We start from the raw sequence: 18125 nt of genomic DNA on the forward strand, positions 1-18125 counted from the left end.
TAAAGCAATGACTGTTATCAACCAGGCTACGTGCAAACTGTTTACTGATAATGAACGTTTTACGCAACTTTCTGGATACTATGAGGAGGAGCGACGTACCGTGTGGATGATGTTGCGCGCCAGGCCGCGCCCTTGCTTCAACCACGCATTGATTGAAGAGATCATGAATATCTCCTGGCTCGTCAAACGGGCAGGGTTCGCAGTGGATTTCTGGGTAACAGGTTCGCTGGTTCCCGGTATGTACAACACAGGCGGAGATCTACAATTCTTTGTTGAATGCATTAAAAATGGACGACGCGAAGCGCTACGTGCCTACGCCCGTGCCTGCGTGGACTGTGTCCATGCCGCGTCACGCGGCTTTGACACCGGTGCGATTTCACTGGCGATGGTCGAAGGCAGCGCGCTCGGTGGTGGTTTCGAAGCGGCGCTGGCGCACCACTTTCTGTTAGCGCAACGTGATGCCCGTATGGGGTTCCCGGAAATAGCCTTTAACCTCTTTCCCGGTATGGGAGCCTATTCGCTGGTCGTTCGCCGTTCTGGTATGAAACTGGCGGAAGACCTGATCTACAAAGGCGAGTCGCATACCGCAGAGTGGTACGAACAGCAGGGGCTGGTGGATCAGACCTTTGATGTCGGGCAGGGGTTTATGGCGGTACGTACTTTTATCGATACGCTCCAGCCCCGCCTGAACGGTGTTCGCGCAATGCTACGTGCACGGCAGCGGGTACTGCAACTGCCGCGCAGCGAGTTGATGGATATTACGGAAGATTGGGTGGATGCGGCGTTTTGCGTCCAGCCAAAAGATATTGCTTATATGGAACGCCTGGTGTTGCTGCAAAACCGGCACACTGCGGTGAGCTTACGTAATGCCAGCTAACGCATCTTTCGCGCCTGATAGCGCTTAAACCAGCGCTCAAACGCGGCAGCGGGCATCGGTCTGGCAAACAGAAACCCCTGCCGCTCATTGACGCCATTCTTGGTCAGAAAGGCGTCTTCTTTTGCACTCTCTACTCCTTCGGCAATCACCTGCAAATTCAGCGCCTGCGCCACGGCGACGATGGCGCGCACCAGTGATTGCGAAACGGATTGTTTATGAATTTCACGGACAAAAGATTGGTCGAGCTTGATGGCGTCCAGGGGAAAACGTGCCAACTGCGACAGAGACGAATAGCCGGTACCGAAATCATCCAGATGCACCTGCGCGCCTAATGCGCTGAATTGCTGAATAACCGACAGCGCCAGTTCAGCGTTTTCAATCAGGCAACTCTCTGTCAGTTCGACATCAATAGGGCAGTGTTCAAAATTGAGGTCGTGAAGCGCCTGTTTCAGGTCGCTAAAAATCGTCTGGTCGGCGAGCTGGCGTGCTGAAACGTTGACCGCAACGCGCAAATTGATCTCTTTGTCTCGCCATTTCGCGAGCTGACGCACCACCTCCAGCATGACCCATCGTCCGAGCGGAACAATCAGCCCCGACTCTTCCGCATAAGCAATGAAATCCATCGGCGGGATCAATCCGCGCTCCGGTGATTGCCAGCGCACCAGCGCTTCCAGGCTGCGAACTTCGCCGCGCCAGGTCACTTTGGGTTGATAGTGAATGACGAGCTGGTTTTTTTCCAGCGCTCTGCGCAGGTTGGTATCCAGCCAGATATATTCAAAAACACGTTGATTCATCTCCGGCGAGAAGACGCAAAATTTCCCACGGCCATTCTCTTTGGCGGTATACATCGCCGTGTCGGCATTGCGGATCACGCTTTCGCGATCGGCACCGTGCTGCGGTGCAAGCGCAATACCCAATGAACACCCCGTATAAATTTCGATAAGCCCGATACGGAAGGGCTGACGCAGGCGTGTCAGTATACGGGAAGCCATTGCTTCGAGAGTGCTCTGAGAAGTATTCGTCCCCAGCACAATAAACTCATCGCCGCCGAGCCTTGCCAGCACCTGGCCTTCTTCAAGGCAGCTCAAAATAGCCAGTGCAACCGCCTGTAACAGTTGATCGCCGAACATGTGGCCATACGCGTCGTTGACCTTTTTGAAGTTATCTAAATCGAGATACACAATCCCGACCTGCGTATCGCCCCGGTTGGCAATGGCGTCGCTGATCATCTCGTGAATGGCATTGCGGTTAGGTAAACCGGTGATGGTGTCAGTATTAGCCAGCACCCGCAATCGTTCCTGTGCCCGGCGCTCTTCGGTAATATCCGTGCCCGAGCAAATCAGGAAGATCTCGTTTTTACCGCTGCCGCTGTGGACGAACTTATTGCGAAACAGAAACAGGCGCTGGCCTTTGCGCGTTTTGATCCAGCGCTCCACCTCATAGGATGAACCTTCCCTAAAAAATTGCGTGATATTGCGCTTTGAGGCGGCGGCTTCGCTGCGACTCATAAACAGCTTAAAGACATTTTGCCCGATCACTTCCTGCTCTTTCATGCCGGTATATTCTTCGCTCAATCGGTTAAAGCGCTGAATATTGCCGAGGCGGTCGAGGATCACGATCACTGAATTAGCTTCCGAAACCACCTGTTCAGCAAAAGAGAGCCCCTGAACCAGGTCGCGGGCGACAGACTGAGTATCGTCCCATGCCGAAGCGGTACCAGCCCATTCCCGGCGGGAAATTTTGCGCCCGACCAGATGGATGGACATCTCTTCACCGTAAACGGAAATATGCATAGTTAAGCTGGAAGTGATCACCGTCATTTCGCGGATCTGTTCCGCCTGCTCATCAGTCAGAGGCACTACCTGGCTGATATCGGCAGTTTCATCGGGGGCAAAGTGCAGGGCGTTGCTATCGGCGCTCAATCGCCAGAATGGGCTATTCGAACCCAGGTAACGAAACAGCAGATTCTGTTCCTGCGAGTCTTTCATGCTATCTCCCAACCCACCTAAAAGCGCAACGGGTACTCATTTTACGGGCGTAACACCGCCCAGGTTAAAGGGCCATCAGGACGAACGCGTTGTATTTCTTAGAATATGCCATTAACGCGAGTCCGGGTATCAGCAGAGCTGGCGCGAAAAATGTATAAATCGGGGCGAAACAGTAAGTTGACCTGGTTTTATTGTGGCTGTTTTTACCGGGTTGTGGGAGGAATTGAAAAAAAATGCGGGAGGGATCGCAGCGAAAAACGGCTCCTTCGACGGGGAAGGAGCCGCTGGTGAGTTTTTTACAGGGCCGGACGCGCGATAATGCTGCGGGTTTCCATGCGCACTTCGGCGATCGTGACATCAATAACATCCGTCACTTTAAACGCTGTTTCGCCTTTGATTTGCACCGTGCCGTTTTCCTGGCTGCAAACCAGCTCATCACGCACAGCGTGAATGAAGGGGGCCGGAATAAACGCGACGGCGCCGTTATCGACTAGGCGCACGCGCATACCACCACGGCTGACATCGATAATCTCGGCTGCAAAACGGGTGTCTGTACCGGCTTTGTTTTGCAGGAAACGGGCGTACAGCCAGTCACCGACATCGCGTTCAGCCATGCGATTCAGACGGCGACGTTCAGCCATCTGCACGGTGGTTTCGTCCTGCGGACGCTTCGGCGTTTCACCTTTAATAATCGCTTTCAGCAGACGATGGTTAACCATATCGCCGTACTTACGGATTGGTGAAGTCCAGGTGGCATACGCTTCGAGGCCAAGACCGAAGTGCGGGCCTGGCGCAACGCTGATCTCGGCAAACGACTGGAAGCGGCGAATACGGCTGTCGAGGAAGCCTGACGGTTGAGCATCCAGTTCGCGACGCAGTTTGCAGAAACCTTCCAGCGTCAGCACTTCTTCCGCATCAACATGCATGCCATGGGTTTTCAGCATGGCGGCCAGCTGCTCGCTGTTCGCCGGATCAAAACCAAGGTGCACGTTATAAATACCGAAGCCCAGCTTGTCGCGCAGAACGCGAGCGGCGCAGATATTGGCGGCGATCATCGCCTCTTCAACAATGCGGTTCGCAATGCGGCGCGGTTCGGCCACGATATCCAGCACTTCGCCTTTTTCACCCAGCACAAAGCGGTAATCCGGGCGATCTTTGAACACCAGCGCGTGGGTCTGACGCCACTGTGAACGAAGCTGGCTTACGCGATGCAGCAGACGGATCTGCGCGGCAATCGCTTCATTCGCCGGTTGCCATGAGCCGGTATTTTCCAGCCAGTCGGAGACCTCGTCGTAAACCAGTTTGGCTTTCGATTCGATGGTGGCGGCAAAGAATTCGATATTCTCTTCGATGCTACCTTCGTCATCCAGCGTCATGCGGCAAACCAGCGCAGGGCGGATTTCGTTCGCGCGCAGAGAGCAGAGATCGTCGGAGAGTTCGCGCGGCAGCATCGGGATATTAAAGCCCGGCAGATAGTTGGTGAAGGCGCGCACTTTGGCGGAATCATCCAGCTTGCTGCCTTCAGCAATCCACGCGGTAGGATCGGCGATAGCAACGGTCAGTTGCAGTTTGCCGTCGGCGGTCTCTTCCACAAACAACGCATCGTCCATATCTTCAGTGCTGGCGCTGTCGATAGTGACGAAATCCAGCGCGGTCAGATCGACGCGTTGCAGACCGTCATCAAGCATTTCCGTCGCCACGCCGTTCGGCGCTTCTTTTTCCAGATTATGGCGCGCCAGGGTAACCCACCACGGAACAAAATGGTCTTCCGCAAAGGTAATAAACTGCGTCAGTTCGGCATAGAAGCCGCGATCGCCTTTGAGTGGATGGCGACGCATTTCCGCAACGGCCCAGTCGCCTTCTTTAAAATCATGTTCCACGCCGCGAGCCGCGCGGCAGGGAATGGCGTCTTTTAGCAACGGATGATCCGGTACGATGGAAAGACGATCGTCTTTCTTCTGCACTTTACCGACAAAACGGGTCAGAAACGGCTCGACCAGCTCTTCAGGTTCTGCGCTTTCGCGATCTTTGTCGCTGTGAATGACGGCGATGATTTTGTCACCGTGCATCACTTTCTTCATCTGCGGCGGCGGAATGAAGTAGCTTTTTTGCGCATCGACTTCCAGAAATCCGAAGCCTTTTTCCGTGCCTTTTACAACACCTTCCGCGCGTGGTGTCTGGGAATGAAGTTGCTGTTTAAGCTGCGCTAGCAGCGGGTTGTCCTGAAACATAGTTATGTATTTTCGTGGCTAAAAGAGCGGCTGACAGTTTTACGCGATTCTGCTGGTTGCGGCAAGCGCTGTTTCAGCAAAATCTGTGTGGGCAAGCGGCGGCGAAGCCGCTTGCCGCTGCGTTATTCCGTCTCAGGGAAGGTAGTTTGCCCGAGGGCGATTTTCAGGCGGTTAAGCCAGCCGTTCAGGGCGCAGCCCATCAGCAGGCTCACCGCTGCCTGGCGACTGAAACCTTGCTCAACAAGCAGTGAAAAGTGCAGTGGGCTGAAGCGATCGGCGGCGCAGGTAAGCAATTGCACGGACTGCAGCAATGCCCTGATTTGCGGATTGTCGGCCGTTTCGCGATTAACCTCGCGCTCGCCGCCGCGCAAGGCGTGTTCCATCGATCTCTCCTGCGGCGCACGTTGTAGCGCTTCGGCGAAACAACCGACGCTGCCATTAATGCGGGCAGTATAGAGCGCGGTAAGCCCGGCGAGCTGTTTATTCGGCGTCGCTCTGGTCAGCTTGTCGCAAATCTCGCCCAGCGCATTTAATTGCAAATGTTCATGTGCCAGCAGCGGGGCGAGCAGGCGCAGTTCCGGTAGCGGTTGCCAGTGAGCCAGCGACTCCATCTGCGGCGCGTTAGCAATGCGCAAATCCACGGCATCAATGGCGGGTTCCCATATGATATCGGCGTGAGCGAACAGTGAGGCATCGGCTTCCTGTTGTACCTCCATGCCAGGGATCACGCGCACAGGCTGGCCGAGAACGGCCTGCAATATCGCCAGAACACGGGCCTGGAAAGCGACAAAGCCGATAATTTGCGTGATAACCACCACGTCATACTGGGTTAAACCGACATCTTCCAGTTGCTGCCGCGCGCGGGCGTCAATCACTGACGGTGAAGCCGCAAGCTGGCGGGCATATTGCGTGATTTGCGCCAGCCGGTAGTTACTCTCCCGCGAAGAATCCGGGCCTGGCAGCGGTGCTAGTCGCGCTGCATAGTGGTTGCATAACCGCTGAATACCAAAAACCTGCGCTACGGTAAGCGCAGTGCTGAGACGATCGTAGGTGCTGAAGGTGCGCAGGCGATTAACCGTCACGCGCTGCGGAAAGAGCAGGGCGTAGAGCTTGCGGGCGGGTGTCACAATACCGTCAAGATTGGCAGCCTGGTCTTCAGGCAGGGCGATATCGAGCAGGAAAGGGTCATTTACCGTGGCGGCTTCGGGAACCAGCGGTAGCGCCTGCGCACGGCTGGCACTCGACTGGGTCTCATGGTACCAGTGGTTTTTGCCTTCTGTCCGGCGTCGTTCCATGGTCGTTCCTTGGTCTGAAAGTGGCGATCCGGATTCGACGTCAGGTCTATACGCCGGATCTTTTTTGCTGCTTTATCCTGGCGCATGGCAAGTTTGGGATGAAAGATTGTTAGGTGATAATAAATATCAGAATGGCATATCGAAGGAAAAGCCCCTTCAGAGAAGGGGCGAGGGGAAATTATTTGATTTCCAGTTCGTTCATCGCAGCGATGTTAAAGCCACCATCTACGTGAACCACTTCACCGGAGATACCGGCGGAGAGATCGGAGCACAGGAACGCAGCGGAGTTGCCCACGTCCTCAATGGTCACAGTGCGGCGAATCGGGGTAACCGCTTCGCAGTGCGCCAGCATTTTACGGAAGTCTTTAATACCGGACGCCGCCAGCGTACGGATCGGACCTGCGGAAATACCGTTAACACGCACGCCTTCCGGGCCCATGGCATTCGCCATGTAACGCACGTTCGCTTCCAGAGAGGCTTTAGCCAGACCCATTACGTTGTAGTTCGGGATCGCACGCTCAGCGCCCAGGTAGGAGAGCGTCAGCAGCGCGGAGCCAGGATTCAGCATCTGGCGGCAGGCTTTAGCCATTGCCACGAAGCTGTAGGAGCTGATGTCGTGTGCGATTTTAAAACCTTCGCGGGTTACCGCGTTGACGTAGTCGCCGTCCAGCTGATCGCCCGGAGCGAAGCCGATGGAGTGAACGAAACCGTCAAATTTCGGCCAGACTTTCGCCAGGTCCGCAAACAGCGCGTCGATGCTCTCATCCTTAGCAACATCACATTCCAGAACAATACTGGAACCCAGCTGGGCGGCAAACTCTTCAACACGGCCTTTCAGCTTGTCGTTCTGGTAGGTGAATGCCAGCTCAGCGCCTTCGCGATGCATTGCCTGTGCGATGCCGTATGCGATGGAGAGTTTGCTGGCGACGCCAGTAACCAGAATGCGCTTACCGGAAAGAAAACCCATAGCTTTAATCCTTATATTCATTGTTGTGGCGAGCGTCCTCTTCATGGGGCGCTCGTCGTTAAAACGCGGCGATTCTATCATGAGTCGCCGAATGAGTTAATCCGACCACTGAATCTCGTCAATCAGCGGTCTTTACGCCAGGCATCAGCGGTTAATGCTTCGCCAAAATGCCCGGCGATCAAACGTTTTGTTAAATCATGCAGCGGAGAGGCCAGCACATCGGCAGTGCTACCGCGCTCCACCACTTCGCCCTGATGCATAACCAGCACCTGGTCGCTAATGTGCTTCATCATCCCGATATGCTGGGTGACATAGATATAAGAGATACCCTGTTTTTCCTGCAATTCCAGCATCAGGTTAATTAACTGCGAACGCATCGACATATCCAGCGAGGCCAGCGCTTCATCGGCGATGATCACCTTCGGCCGCAGGATCAGCGCGCGCGCCAGACCAAGGCGCTGTTTTTGTCCTGGCGCCAGCATGTGCGGGTAGTAGCTGACATGATCCGGCAACAACCCCACCATGCGCAGCGTCTCCAGGATGCGTTTTCGTCGTGCTTCCGGCTCCAGATCCGTGTTCAGACGCAGCGGAAAATCAAGAATTTGCGACAAACGTTGACGCGGGTTGAGCGATGTCGTGGGATCCTGAAAAATCATGCGAATGCGCTGGCTGCGGAAAGTATAGTCGCCATAATGCAGCGGCTGATCGTCAATCACCAGCTCGCCGGAAGAGGGTTCGACCATGCCCGCCAGCATTTTCGCCAGCGTCGATTTCCCGGAACCGTTCTCGCCGATAATCGCCAGCGTCTGCTTTTCGCGCAGGGTAAAACTTAACGGTTTAACTGCCTCCACGGTTTGACGACGGAACCAGCCTGTGCGGTAGCGGAAGGTTTTGCTCAGGTTACGCACTTCAAGCAAGGTCTCAACCATCATTCGCTCTCCATATTCAGCGGGAAGTGGCAGGCATAAAGATGGTTTCTCGCGCCGGTCAGACGCGGTGTTTCGACGCATTTGCGCTGCGCATACGGACAGCGCGGCCCGAGGCGGCAACCAATCGGCAGTTGCTCAAGCAGTGGAATGGCGCCAGGCATTGTGTTGAGGCGGCTTTTATGCGGCATCGCACTGCCAAAATCCGGAATCGCGCGGATCAGCGCCTGCGTATACGGATGGTGCGGCGTAACCACCAGCTCTTCGCTGGGCGCGGTTTCCACCGTTTGCCCGCAATACATCACATTAATGCGGTCGGCCCATTTGCTGAGCATTTGTAAATCGTGGCTGATCAGCATAATGGTAGTGTTGTTGTTCTGGTTAAGACGGTCGAGCAGACGGAAAATCTGCGCCTGGGTTGTCGGCTCCATCGCGTTCGTCGGTTCGTCAGCAATCAGCAGGCGCGGCTGGTTAGCCAGCGCGATGGCGATCATCACTTTCTGACATTCGCCTTCAGTCAGCTCGTAGGGGAAACTGCGCATCGCATCTTTGTGATCTTTAATCCCGACGCGGTGCAGAAGCTCAATAGCCCGGCGTTTACGCCAGCCAAAGCGCTGCCACCAGCGGCCTTTCCACGTCCAGCCGGGAATGTTTTGCATCAACTGCTTACCGACGCGCTCCGAGGGATCGAGACAGGATTGCGGCTCCTGGAAAATCATCGACACGTTATGGCCGAGCAGCTTGCGGCGTTCGCGCGCCGAGAGACGCAGCAGGTCAATATCGTCAAAGCGCATGCGATCGGCGGTGACGCGCCAGTTATCTTTGGTGACGCCGCAAATCGCTTTTGCGATCAGGCTCTTACCCGAACCAGATTCGCCCACCAGCCCGCGAATTTCACCTTCTGCAAGCGTCAGGCTGATGCGATCGACGGCTTTAACCCAATCATCGCCGGTCTTCACTTCAATGGTCAGATTGCGGATATCAAGAAGTGGCATTATTCGACTCCCGCCGCGATCGCACGACGGATCCCGTCGCCGAGGATATTAACCAGCAGCACGCTAATCATAATGGCCGCGCCCGGTAGCATCACGGTCCACGGCGCGACATAAATCAGTTCCAGCGCATCGCCGAGCATTGCGCCCCATTCAGGGGAGGGAAGCTGCGCGCCGAGATCGAGAAAGCCCAGCGCAGCGATATCCAGAATCGCCATCGACAGCGCACGGGTGATTTCCGTCACCATCCCGGCGGTAATATTAGGCAGCACGGCGTACCAGAGGATATTGCTCGTTGACGCGCCATCAAGCCGGGCGGCGACCACATACTCTTTCTCCAGCTCGTCATGCACCATGCTGTAGACCGAACGCACCATGCGCGGCAACAGCGCCAGCCAGACGGCGAACATCGCATGAGTAAGATGCGGACCAGCAAATGCCACCACAATAATCGCCAGCAGCAGTGTCGGCAGCGATAACAGCGTATCGAGAATATGGTTCAGCACAGCTGAGCGCAGCCCGTGGGTGGCGCCCGCAAAAATGCCGAGCGCCAGCCCGCACAGCGTGGCAGCCAGCGTGACGATAAATGCACCGCCTACTGTTGGCGCTGCGCCGCTTAACAGACGGCTCAGCACATCACGCCCCAGATCATCCGTGCCGAGGAAAAATGACACATCGCCATAGCGCGACCATGATGGCGGTAAAAGCTGATAACCGAGGAACTGTTGGTCGATACCGTAAGGCGCGAACCAGTGGCCAAAAATACACAGCAACGCCAGCGCGCCGCAGCCGTACAGACCGATCATCGCGGTGGTATCGCCATAAAATTTACGCCAGGCTGTGCGCAGCGTGCCGGGCGGGCGTTTTTCGCTATAAACGCTATCGTAAGGCATACCATTCCTTATGTTTCAACGGGTTCGCCAGCGCACCCAGAATATCCGACAGCACGTTGACAATAATGACCAGCGAGCCAATTACCATCACACCGGCCGAAATCACCGCGTAATCCTGCTGGCGAATGGCATTAATCAACCAGCGCCCAAGGCCCGGCCAGCTGAATACCATTTCAGTGATCATCGCCAGCGTCAGCATGGTGGAAAATTGCAGCCCAAGGCGCGGGATCACCGGCGGCAGGGCATTATGCAGCACATGGCGGCGCAAAATCGTAACGCGTGAAAGACCGCGCGTCGCCGCCGCTTTAATGTAATTTTTGTCGAATACATCAATGGTGCTGATTCGCATCAGGCGGATCACTTCCGTCGTTGGCGCTACCGCCAGCGTCATTACCGGCAATATCAGATGGCGCAAAGCGCTGGCCATCATCTCATCGCGCCACGGCGAGTCCGAAAGCCAGGCATCAATCAGCGAGAATCCGGTGACTGTTTTTACCTGATAGAGCAGGTCGAAGCGCCCGGACACCGGCAGCCAGCCAAGATTGAGCGAAAAGAAAAGCGTCAGCAGCAGCGCCAGCCAGAACACCGGGATGGAAAAGCCGAGCAGCGCAATGGCGCTAATCAGTGAATCCTGCCACTTACTGCGCATTACCCCGGCGAGCATCCCGACCGGGATACCGATCACCAGCGCGGAACCAAAAGCCAGCAGGCAGAGTTCCATCGTGGCGGGGAATACCTCTTTTAACTGTTCTGAAATAAGCTGGCCGTTAATGCTGGATACGCCAAAATCCCAGTGCAGCAGGCCATTAAACCAGAACACCCACGCGTTCCACAGCGAGGCGCCCTGGAGTGGCGCGTGTGGCGTGAAATAGCTCAGGCTGAAGCCGACAAACGTCAGCAAAAAGAGGGTCACCAACAGAAGCAACAGACGACGCAAAGTAAAGATAATCATGGCTTCGACACCTCTTGTTTATCCCGCGAGACCCCGGCAAAAGAGGCGCTGCCGAACGGACTCAGCACCAGCCCTTTAATATCATAGCGATACGCCTGCAAACGCAGCGAGGAGGCCAGCGGCAGCACCGGCAATTCGCGAGCGAGGATTTGCTGGGCTTCGTCATAATCATCAATTCGCGCAGCAAGTTGCTGTGAAGCGAGCGCTTTTTGCAACACATCGTCGAATTCATGGTCGCACCAGTGCGCAAAGTTGGTCTGCGAGTTTATCGCCGCGCAACTCAGCAGCGGGCGGAAGAAACTGTCCGGATCGTTACTGTCCGTCGCCCAGCCCGTGAGTGTCAAATCATGGTTCATGTCCATCAATCGCGCTTCCTGGAAACGGCCTTCCACCGGTACGATCACCACTTTAACGCCGACCTGCGCCATATCGGCCTGGATAAGCTCGGCGGTTTTCAGCGGGCTGGGGTTCCAGGGCTGTGAGCTGGTCGGCACCCACAGTTGTAATGTGAGATTCTCCAGCCCCAGCGCTTTCAGCCGTTCGCGCGCCTGATCCGGATCGTATTCGGTGATTTTGGCTTCATTATCATAAGCCCAGGAGGCGCGGGGCAGAATTGACGCCGCCGTTTCCGCTGTGCCGTAGTAGATCGACTGCATCAGGCGCTGGTTATTGATCGACAGTGCCAGCGCATGGCGCACTTGCGGGTTATTCAGCGGCGGTTTGTTGGTATTAAATGCCAGATAGGCGATGTTCATCCCCGGACGCAGCGTCAGGCGCAGGCGCGGGTCGTCACGCAGAATGGTCAACTGGCTGGCGGCTGGCCACGCCAGGACATCGCACTCGCCGGTCAGTAATTTTGATAAACGGCCCGTACCGCCGGAGCCTAAATCGACAACCACCTGCTGCATCAGTGGTTTACCGCGCCAGAATTTTTCGTGACGTTGTAACCGAATATATTGCCCGGCGCGATACTCATCAAGCTGATAGGGGCCGGTGCCGACCGGCTGGCGATCGATCAGTTCCTGCCGATCTTTGTTCGCCAGTTCGCCTGCGTATTCCGCCGACATCACCGAGGCATAATGTGTTGCCAGATGCCATAAAAATGAGGCATCCGGTTTTTTCAGGCGAAACTCGACGGTGCGGTTGTCCAGCTTGCGCACGCTGTCGACGGAATCGGCAAACTGCAAACTGTCGAAGTACGGGAAACTATCGCCGTTGACGTTATGCCAGGGATGATTGCGGTTGAAAATGCGCTGAAAAGTAAATACCACGTCGTCGGCATTTAATGCGCGGTGCGGAGTGAACCAGGGCGTGGTCTGAAAGGCAACGTTATCGCGCAGACGAAAACGGTAAGTTGCACCGTTATCCAGCACTTCCCAGCTTTCCGCCAGTTCCGGCACCAGCCGGTAAGTGTAGGGATCGACGTCCAGCAAGCGATCGTAGAGTTGCGCGGCCAGCGTATCAACAATCAAACCGCTGCTGGTTTTCTGCGGGTTAAAAGTATCGACCTGGCCGTTGACGCAATAAACAAAACCGCTGTCGCGAATATCCGCCAGCGGAGCAGGCGTGACTGCCGCCTGGGCGATGCCTGCGATCAGGCTTGCGGTCAACAGCAGAGAGGAGAGAACCGGACGCATGATTTATTCAACATGTTTAAATTCATGAACAAAGTGTATCGCACTTGCTATGGCTTCGTACAAATGTCTGCAAGCGACTGCTGTTATTGTCGACGATTTCAGCTTATTTGATGCTTTTTCAGCAGTGCCCGTAGCTGGTGATAGGTCAGTCCCAGCAATTCCGCGGCGCGTTTTTGGCTAAATTTCGCCTGTTGCAGACTCTGCTGCAGCAGTTGCTTTTCCTGCTGGTGCTGAAACTGACGCAAATCCAGCGGCAGGGAAATTGAGGTATTCTCTTCAGCCTTCGGTGCAGTCAATGTACGGTTAAACGGGTCAAGAATGATGGTATCAAGCGGCTCATCACTGCGCCCATGGCGATAAACTGAACGTTCCACCACGTTTTTTAGCTCGCGAATATTTCCGGGCCAGGCGTAATTCATCAGCACATCGCGGGCACGTTCGGTAAAGCCGGGGAACAGCGGCAATTTAAGTTCCCGGCACATCTGAATGGCAAAGTGATCGGCCATCAGCATGATATCGCTCTGGCGCTGGCGCAGCGGTGGCAACAACACCACGTCAAAGGCCAGCCTGTCGAGCAGATCGGCGCGGAAGGTGCCGTCCAGCACCATCTGTGGCAGGTCGGCATTGGTCGCGCAGACCAGCCGCACATTCACCTGCAAAGGCTGGCTGCCACCCACGCGTTCGAGTTCGCCATATTCAATGACCCGCAGGAGTTTTTCCTGTACCAGCATTGGCGCGGTGGCCAGCTCGTCGAGAAACAGTGTTCCGCCGTCGGCACGCTCAAAGCGGCCTGGATGGCGCTTCTGCGCGCCGGTAAAGGCGCCGGCTTCGTGGCCGAACAATTCGGAATCCAGCAGATTTTCATTCAGCGCCGCGCAGTTAAGCGAGATAAATGGCCCTTGCCAGCGCGAGGAGAGGAAGTGCAGACGGTTTGCAATCAACTCTTTACCGGTGCCGCGCTCGCCGATGATCAGTACCGGTTTATCGATCGGCGCAAGGCGCGAAACCTGTTCCAGCACCTCGATAAAGCTATTGGCCTCACCGAGCAGGTTATCCTTATATTCTGACATGATGAAATTCGCCATTAGTTGGTCTTATTAACCACTCTAAATGAAAACGTCGCTGCGGTAAAATTATTCAATTTCTTAAAAATCAATTAAATAAAAACCTGGCACGAAGATTGTAATAGCAGGGCTATGTAGTCATGTAGCAGGGCCACGCCCGATAACAGAAACAGGAAGAGGAACAGATTATGGGTATTTTTTCTCGTTTTGCCGACATCGTGAACGCCAACATTAACTCGCTGCTGGAAAAGGCGGAAGATCCGCAGAAACTGGTGCGCCTGATGATTCAGGAGATGGAAGATACGCTGGTTGAGGTGCGTTCAACTTCAGCGCGTGCGCTGGCGGAAAAAAAACAGCTGACGCGCCGTATTGAGCAGGCCACGGCCCAGCAAGAAGAGTGGCAGGAGAAAGCTGAACTGGCGCTGCGTAAAGATAAAGACGATCTGGCGCGTGCGGCGCTGATCGAAAAACAGAAAGTCACCGCGCTGATTGATACTCTGGGCCAGGAAGTCACGCTGGTGGATGAAAGTCTGGCGCGGATGAAAAAAGAGATTGGCGAGCTGGAAAATAAACTCAGCGAAACCCGTGCTCGTCAGCAGGCGTTGACCCTGCGCCACCAGGCGGCCAGCTCCTCGCGCGATGTGCGCCGTCAACTGGATAGCGGCAAACTGGATGAGGCGATGGCGCGTTTTGAATCTTTCGAACGTCGTATCGATCAGATGGAAGCGGAAGCCGAAAGCCACGGCTTTGGTAAACAAAAATCGCTGGATCAGCAATTTGCCGAACTGCGTGCGGATGACGAAATCAGCGAGCAACTGGCGCAACTGAAAGCCAAAATGAAACAGGACAACCAATAATAATAAGGCGGTATCAGAAGATGCCGCCTCACTTGCTGTAAGGAGTACACATGAGCACGCTTTTTCTGGCTATACCCCTGACGCTATTCATCCTGTTTGTTCTGCCCGTCTGGTTATGGCTGCATTACAACAATCGCCAGCGCGGCGATCTGAATCAGAACGAGCAGCAGCGGCTCCAGCAACTTTCCGCCGATGCCGCTCGGATGCGCGAACGTATTCAGGCGCTGGAAGATATTCTTGATGCTGAGCATCCGAACTGGAGGGATCGCTGATGGCAACGTTAGATCTGAATAAGAAATTATGGCGTATCCCGCAGCGCGGCAAACTGGGCGGCGTCTGCGCCGGTATTGCGCAGTATCTGGATATCAAAGTCAAAGTGGTGCGTATTCTGGCGATCCTGGCAATGTTTTTCGGCCTGTTTTTCTTTGTCGTCGCCGCCTATATCGTGCTGTTTTTTGTCCTCGATCCGCTGCCGGATAATTACGCGGAAGGGGAAAGCGTTCCCTCCAGCAGCGAATTGCTCGATATCGTCGATGCGCAGTTGGCTGAAGGGGAACATCGCCTGCGCCAGATGGAACGCTATGTCACTTCCGACAGCTTCTCGCTGCGCAGCCGTTTCCGTCAGCTTTAAGAGGTAAATCATGAATCGTCACTGGCAACAGGCACGGCAGCATGTCAAACCGGGGTTAAAATTCGCCGGTAAGCTGGTTTTGCTCACCGCGCTGCGTTATGGCCCGGCGGGCGTCGCCGGTTGGGCGGTTAAATCCGTGGCCCGCCGTCCGGCCAGAGTACTGCTGGCATTTGCACTGGAACCGTTACTGAAGCGTGCAGCAGATAAATTTTCTCGCCGCTTTATGGCCGAGAGGCATGTAAAATAAGTGATTTACGGCTTCACCCTAAGGGCAATGCAGCATGGCGATGGACCGATTTAAGAACGAACTGAATGCGCTGGTGAACCGCGGCATGGACAGGCATTTACGCCTCGCGGTCACCGGCCTGAGCCGCAGTGGAAAAACCGCGTTTATCACGGCGCTGGTCAATCAACTTCTTACCCTGCATGCTGGCGCGCGATTGCCGTTGCTGAGCGCCGTGCGCGAAGAGCGGTTACTGGGTGTGAAACGCGTTCCCCAGCGCGATTTTGGCATTCCCCGTTTCACCTACGATGAAGGGCTGGCCCAGCTTTATGGAACGCCGCCCGCCTGGCCGACGCCAACGCGCGGCGTCAGCGAAATTCGTCTGGCGCTGCGTTTCCGCTCGAATGATTCGCTGCTGCGCCATTTCAAAGAGACCTCCACGCTCTATCTGGAGATTGTCGATTATCCCGGCGAGTGGCTGCTGGATTTACCAATGCTGGCGCAGGACTACCTGAGCTGGTCGCGGCAGATGACCGGGCTTTTGCAAGGGCAACGCCAGGCGTGGTCGCAAAAATGGCACGTGTTGTGCGCCGATCTCGATCCGCTTGCACCAGCCGATGAGAACCGTCTGGCGGAAATTGCTGCCGCGTGGACAGACTACCTGCATCAGTGCAAACGTGAAGGTCTGCACTTTATTCAGCCTGGGCGCTTTGTGCTGCCGGGCGATATGGCGGGTGCGCCCGCGCTGCAATTCTTCCCGTGGCCGGATGTCGATAGCGGCGGCGAGACGAAACTGGCACAGGCCGATAAACACACCAATGCCGGGATGCTGCGCGAGCGCTACAACTATTACTGCGAACATGTGGTGAAGGGCTTCTACAAACATCACTTTTTGAAGTTCGATCGCCAGATTGTGCTGGTGGATTGTCTGCAACCGCTGAACAACGGTCCGCAGGCGTTCAATGATATGCGGCTGGCACTGACCCAACTGATGCAAAGTTTCCATTATGGTCAGCGCACGTTGTTTCGGCGTCTGTTTTCGCCAGTGATCGATAAATTGCTGTTTGCCGCCACCAAAGCTGATCATGTGACGCTCGATCAGCACGCCAATATGGTGTCGTTGCTGCAACAACTTATCCAGGATGCCTGGCAGAATGCGGCCTTTGAAGGTATTAGCATGGATTGCATGGGGCTGGCCTCGGTACAGGCGACGCAGAGCGGCATCATTGAGGTGAATGGCGAGAAAATCCCGGCCTTGCGCGGGCATCGTCTGAGTGACGGTACGCCATTGACCTTTTATCCGGGTGAAGTGCCCGCGCGTCTGCCGGGGCAGGCGTTCTGGGATAAACAGGGTTTCAGCTTTGAAGCTTTTCGCCCACAGGCGATGGATGTGGATACGCCGCTACCGCATATCCGCCTCGATGCCGCGCTGGAGTTTTTAATTGGAGATAAATTGCGATGAGCGAGCCGCTAAAACCAAGAATCGATTTCGCCGGGCCGCTGGATGCGGAAACCGACGCGCAGTTTAAAGGCGCGCAAACTTTTGACGCACAGCAGGCGGAGAAATTCTCGCCGCTCGTCACTGACAATTTGCCAACCGACGGGCAGGCGGAAGCCGTAGTGGAATCCGCGCTGCGTCCGAAGCGCAGTCTGTGGCGCAAAATGGTTAGCGCCGGGCTGGCGCTGTTTGGCGTGAGCGTTATCGGTCAGGGTGTGCAGTGGACGATGAACGCCTGGCAGACCCAGGACTGGGTCGCGCTCGGTGGCTGTGCGGCCGGCGCGTTGATCATCGGCGCTGGCGTCGGTTCGGTCGCCAGCGAATGGCGGCGGCTCTGGCGTTTGCGGCAGCGAGCGCAGGAGCGTGATGAAGCCCGTGATTTGCTGCACAGCCATGGTACTGGCAAAGGCCGCGCGTTTTGCGAAAAGCTGGCGCAGCAGGCAGGCATCGATCATGCACACCCGGCAATGCAGCGCTGGTATGCAGCCATTCACGAAACGCAAAGCGATCGTGAAATTGTCAGCCTCTACGCTCACCTGGTGCAACCGGTGCTGGATGCGCAGGCGCGGCGTGAAATCAGCCGTTCGGCGGCCGAATCCACATTAATGATCGCAGTCAGTCCGCTGGCGCTGGTGGATATGGCGTTTATCGCCTGGCGCAACCTGCGGCTGATCAATCGTATCGCCACGCTTTATGGTATTGAACTGGGCTATTACAGCCGCTTGCGATTATTCCGCCTGGTCTTGCTGAATATTGCCTTTGCTGGTGCCAGTGAACTGGTGCGCGAAGTGGGAATGGACTGGGTATCGCAGGATCTCGCTGCGCGGCTTTCTGCTCGCGCCGCACAGGGAATTGGCGCCGGGTTGCTGACGGCGCGTCTGGGAATTAAGGCCATGGAATTGTGCCGCCCTTTGCCGTGGCTGGATGATGATAAACCCCGACTCGGCGATTTCCGTCTCCAGCTGATTGGTCAGCTTAAAGAGAGCCTGCAAAAGCGGCCGGCGGAGTAACAACGGCACTGCGCGCTTATCTTTACAGCGCTATGCCGCTTTTTCCGGCAGGCTGTCAATATTTGTTGACAGACATCTTCCTGC

Annotated in this window: 17 protein-coding genes; 7 read left to right on the forward strand and 10 right to left on the reverse strand. The window is 55.6% G+C overall.

Annotation, left to right across the window (positions count from 1 at the left end; translation table 11 throughout):
• Positions 1 to 7 precede the first annotated feature (7 nt).
• On the forward strand, positions 8 to 877 hold the full coding sequence (locus Y71_RS12425; RefSeq protein ID WP_007371947.1) for a crotonase/enoyl-CoA hydratase family protein: 870 nt from the start codon (positions 8 to 10) through the stop codon (positions 875 to 877).
• Here the strand turns inward: Y71_RS12425 and pdeR are convergent.
• From pdeR to pspF, 10 genes are all read right to left on the reverse strand, one after another.
• Positions 874 to 2865, reverse strand: coding sequence for a cyclic di-GMP phosphodiesterase (pdeR, locus tag Y71_RS12430; RefSeq protein ID WP_007371948.1), 1992 nt, complete (start codon positions 2863 to 2865; stop codon positions 874 to 876). The two genes, Y71_RS12425 and pdeR, sit on opposite strands and share 4 nt — an antisense overlap.
• Positions 2866 to 3161: 296 nt before the next feature.
• Entirely contained in the window at positions 3162 to 5096 is a 1935-nt protein-coding gene (locus Y71_RS12435; RefSeq protein ID WP_007371949.1) for an exoribonuclease II, read from the reverse strand.
• A 122-nt stretch (positions 5097 to 5218) separates the two neighbouring features.
• Positions 5219 to 6391, reverse strand: coding sequence for a carboxymuconolactone decarboxylase family protein (locus tag Y71_RS12440; RefSeq protein ID WP_007371950.1), 1173 nt, complete (start codon positions 6389 to 6391; stop codon positions 5219 to 5221).
• Positions 6392 to 6569: 178 nt separating this feature from the next.
• Positions 6570 to 7358: an enoyl-ACP reductase FabI gene (gene fabI, locus Y71_RS12445; protein WP_007371951.1), complete on the reverse strand. Its 789-nt coding sequence runs from the start codon at positions 7356 to 7358 to the stop codon at positions 6570 to 6572.
• Positions 7359 to 7480: 122 nt separating this feature from the next.
• Positions 7481 to 8287 carry a peptide ABC transporter ATP-binding protein SapF gene (sapF, locus tag Y71_RS12450; protein ID WP_007371952.1) on the reverse strand — a complete coding sequence of 269 codons (807 nt, stop codon included), beginning with the start codon at positions 8285 to 8287 and terminating at the stop codon, positions 7481 to 7483.
• Positions 8287 to 9279: a putrescine export ABC transporter ATP-binding protein SapD gene (sapD, locus tag Y71_RS12455; RefSeq protein ID WP_007371953.1), complete on the reverse strand. Its 993-nt coding sequence runs from the start codon at positions 9277 to 9279 to the stop codon at positions 8287 to 8289. Before sapD ends, sapF begins: the two co-directional genes overlap by 1 nt.
• On the reverse strand, positions 9279 to 10169 hold the full coding sequence (gene sapC, locus Y71_RS12460) for a putrescine export ABC transporter permease SapC (protein WP_007371954.1): 891 nt from the start codon (positions 10167 to 10169) through the stop codon (positions 9279 to 9281). The genes sapD and sapC overlap by 1 nt, the downstream gene beginning before the upstream one ends.
• Positions 10156 to 11121, reverse strand: a complete 966-nt coding sequence (sapB, locus tag Y71_RS12465) for a putrescine export ABC transporter permease SapB (RefSeq protein ID WP_007371955.1) — start codon at positions 11119 to 11121, stop codon at positions 10156 to 10158. Before sapB ends, sapC begins: the two co-directional genes overlap by 14 nt.
• A complete protein-coding gene (gene sapA / locus Y71_RS12470) occupies positions 11118 to 12758 on the reverse strand; it encodes an ABC transporter substrate-binding protein SapA (RefSeq protein WP_007371956.1) in 1641 nt (546 codons plus the stop codon). The genes sapB and sapA overlap by 4 nt, the downstream gene beginning before the upstream one ends.
• Before the next feature lie 98 nt (positions 12759 to 12856).
• The gene (gene pspF / locus Y71_RS12475; RefSeq protein WP_172745715.1) at positions 12857 to 13843 is read right to left on the reverse strand and encodes a phage shock protein operon transcriptional activator; all 987 of its coding nucleotides are present in this window, start codon (positions 13841 to 13843) and stop codon (positions 12857 to 12859) included.
• A gap of 167 nt (positions 13844 to 14010) precedes the next feature.
• Here pspF and pspA point away from each other — a divergent pair, with 167 nt between their 5' ends.
• The 6 genes from pspA to Y71_RS12505 are packed head-to-tail and all read left to right on the forward strand — an operon-like array spanning position 14011 to position 18041.
• The gene (gene pspA, locus Y71_RS12480; RefSeq protein WP_081120759.1) at positions 14011 to 14679 is read left to right on the forward strand and encodes a phage shock protein PspA; all 669 of its coding nucleotides are present in this window, start codon (positions 14011 to 14013) and stop codon (positions 14677 to 14679) included.
• A 50-nt stretch (positions 14680 to 14729) separates the two neighbouring features.
• A complete protein-coding gene (pspB, locus tag Y71_RS12485) occupies positions 14730 to 14951 on the forward strand; it encodes an envelope stress response membrane protein PspB (RefSeq protein ID WP_007371959.1) in 222 nt (73 codons plus the stop codon).
• Positions 14951 to 15310 (forward strand): envelope stress response membrane protein PspC, encoded by a 360-nt coding sequence (pspC, locus tag Y71_RS12490; RefSeq protein WP_007371960.1) that lies wholly within the window; start codon positions 14951 to 14953, stop codon positions 15308 to 15310. The genes pspB and pspC overlap by 1 nt, the downstream gene beginning before the upstream one ends.
• A 10-nt stretch (positions 15311 to 15320) precedes the next feature.
• A complete protein-coding gene (gene pspD / locus Y71_RS12495; RefSeq protein WP_007371961.1) occupies positions 15321 to 15557 on the forward strand; it encodes a phage shock protein PspD in 237 nt (78 codons plus the stop codon).
• Positions 15558 to 15597: 40 nt separating this feature from the next.
• Positions 15598 to 16995 carry a YcjX family GTP-binding protein gene (locus Y71_RS12500; protein ID WP_007371962.1) on the forward strand — a complete coding sequence of 466 codons (1398 nt, stop codon included), beginning with the start codon at positions 15598 to 15600 and terminating at the stop codon, positions 16993 to 16995.
• The gene (locus Y71_RS12505) at positions 16992 to 18041 is read left to right on the forward strand and encodes a YcjF family protein (protein ID WP_007371963.1); all 1050 of its coding nucleotides are present in this window, start codon (positions 16992 to 16994) and stop codon (positions 18039 to 18041) included. Before Y71_RS12500 ends, Y71_RS12505 begins: the two co-directional genes overlap by 4 nt.
• Positions 18042 to 18125: the final 84 nt, after the last annotated feature.

Origin of the sequence: Kosakonia radicincitans DSM 16656, from assembly GCF_000280495.2 — a bacterium.
Lineage (GTDB): Bacteria > Pseudomonadota > Gammaproteobacteria > Enterobacterales > Enterobacteriaceae > Kosakonia > Kosakonia radicincitans.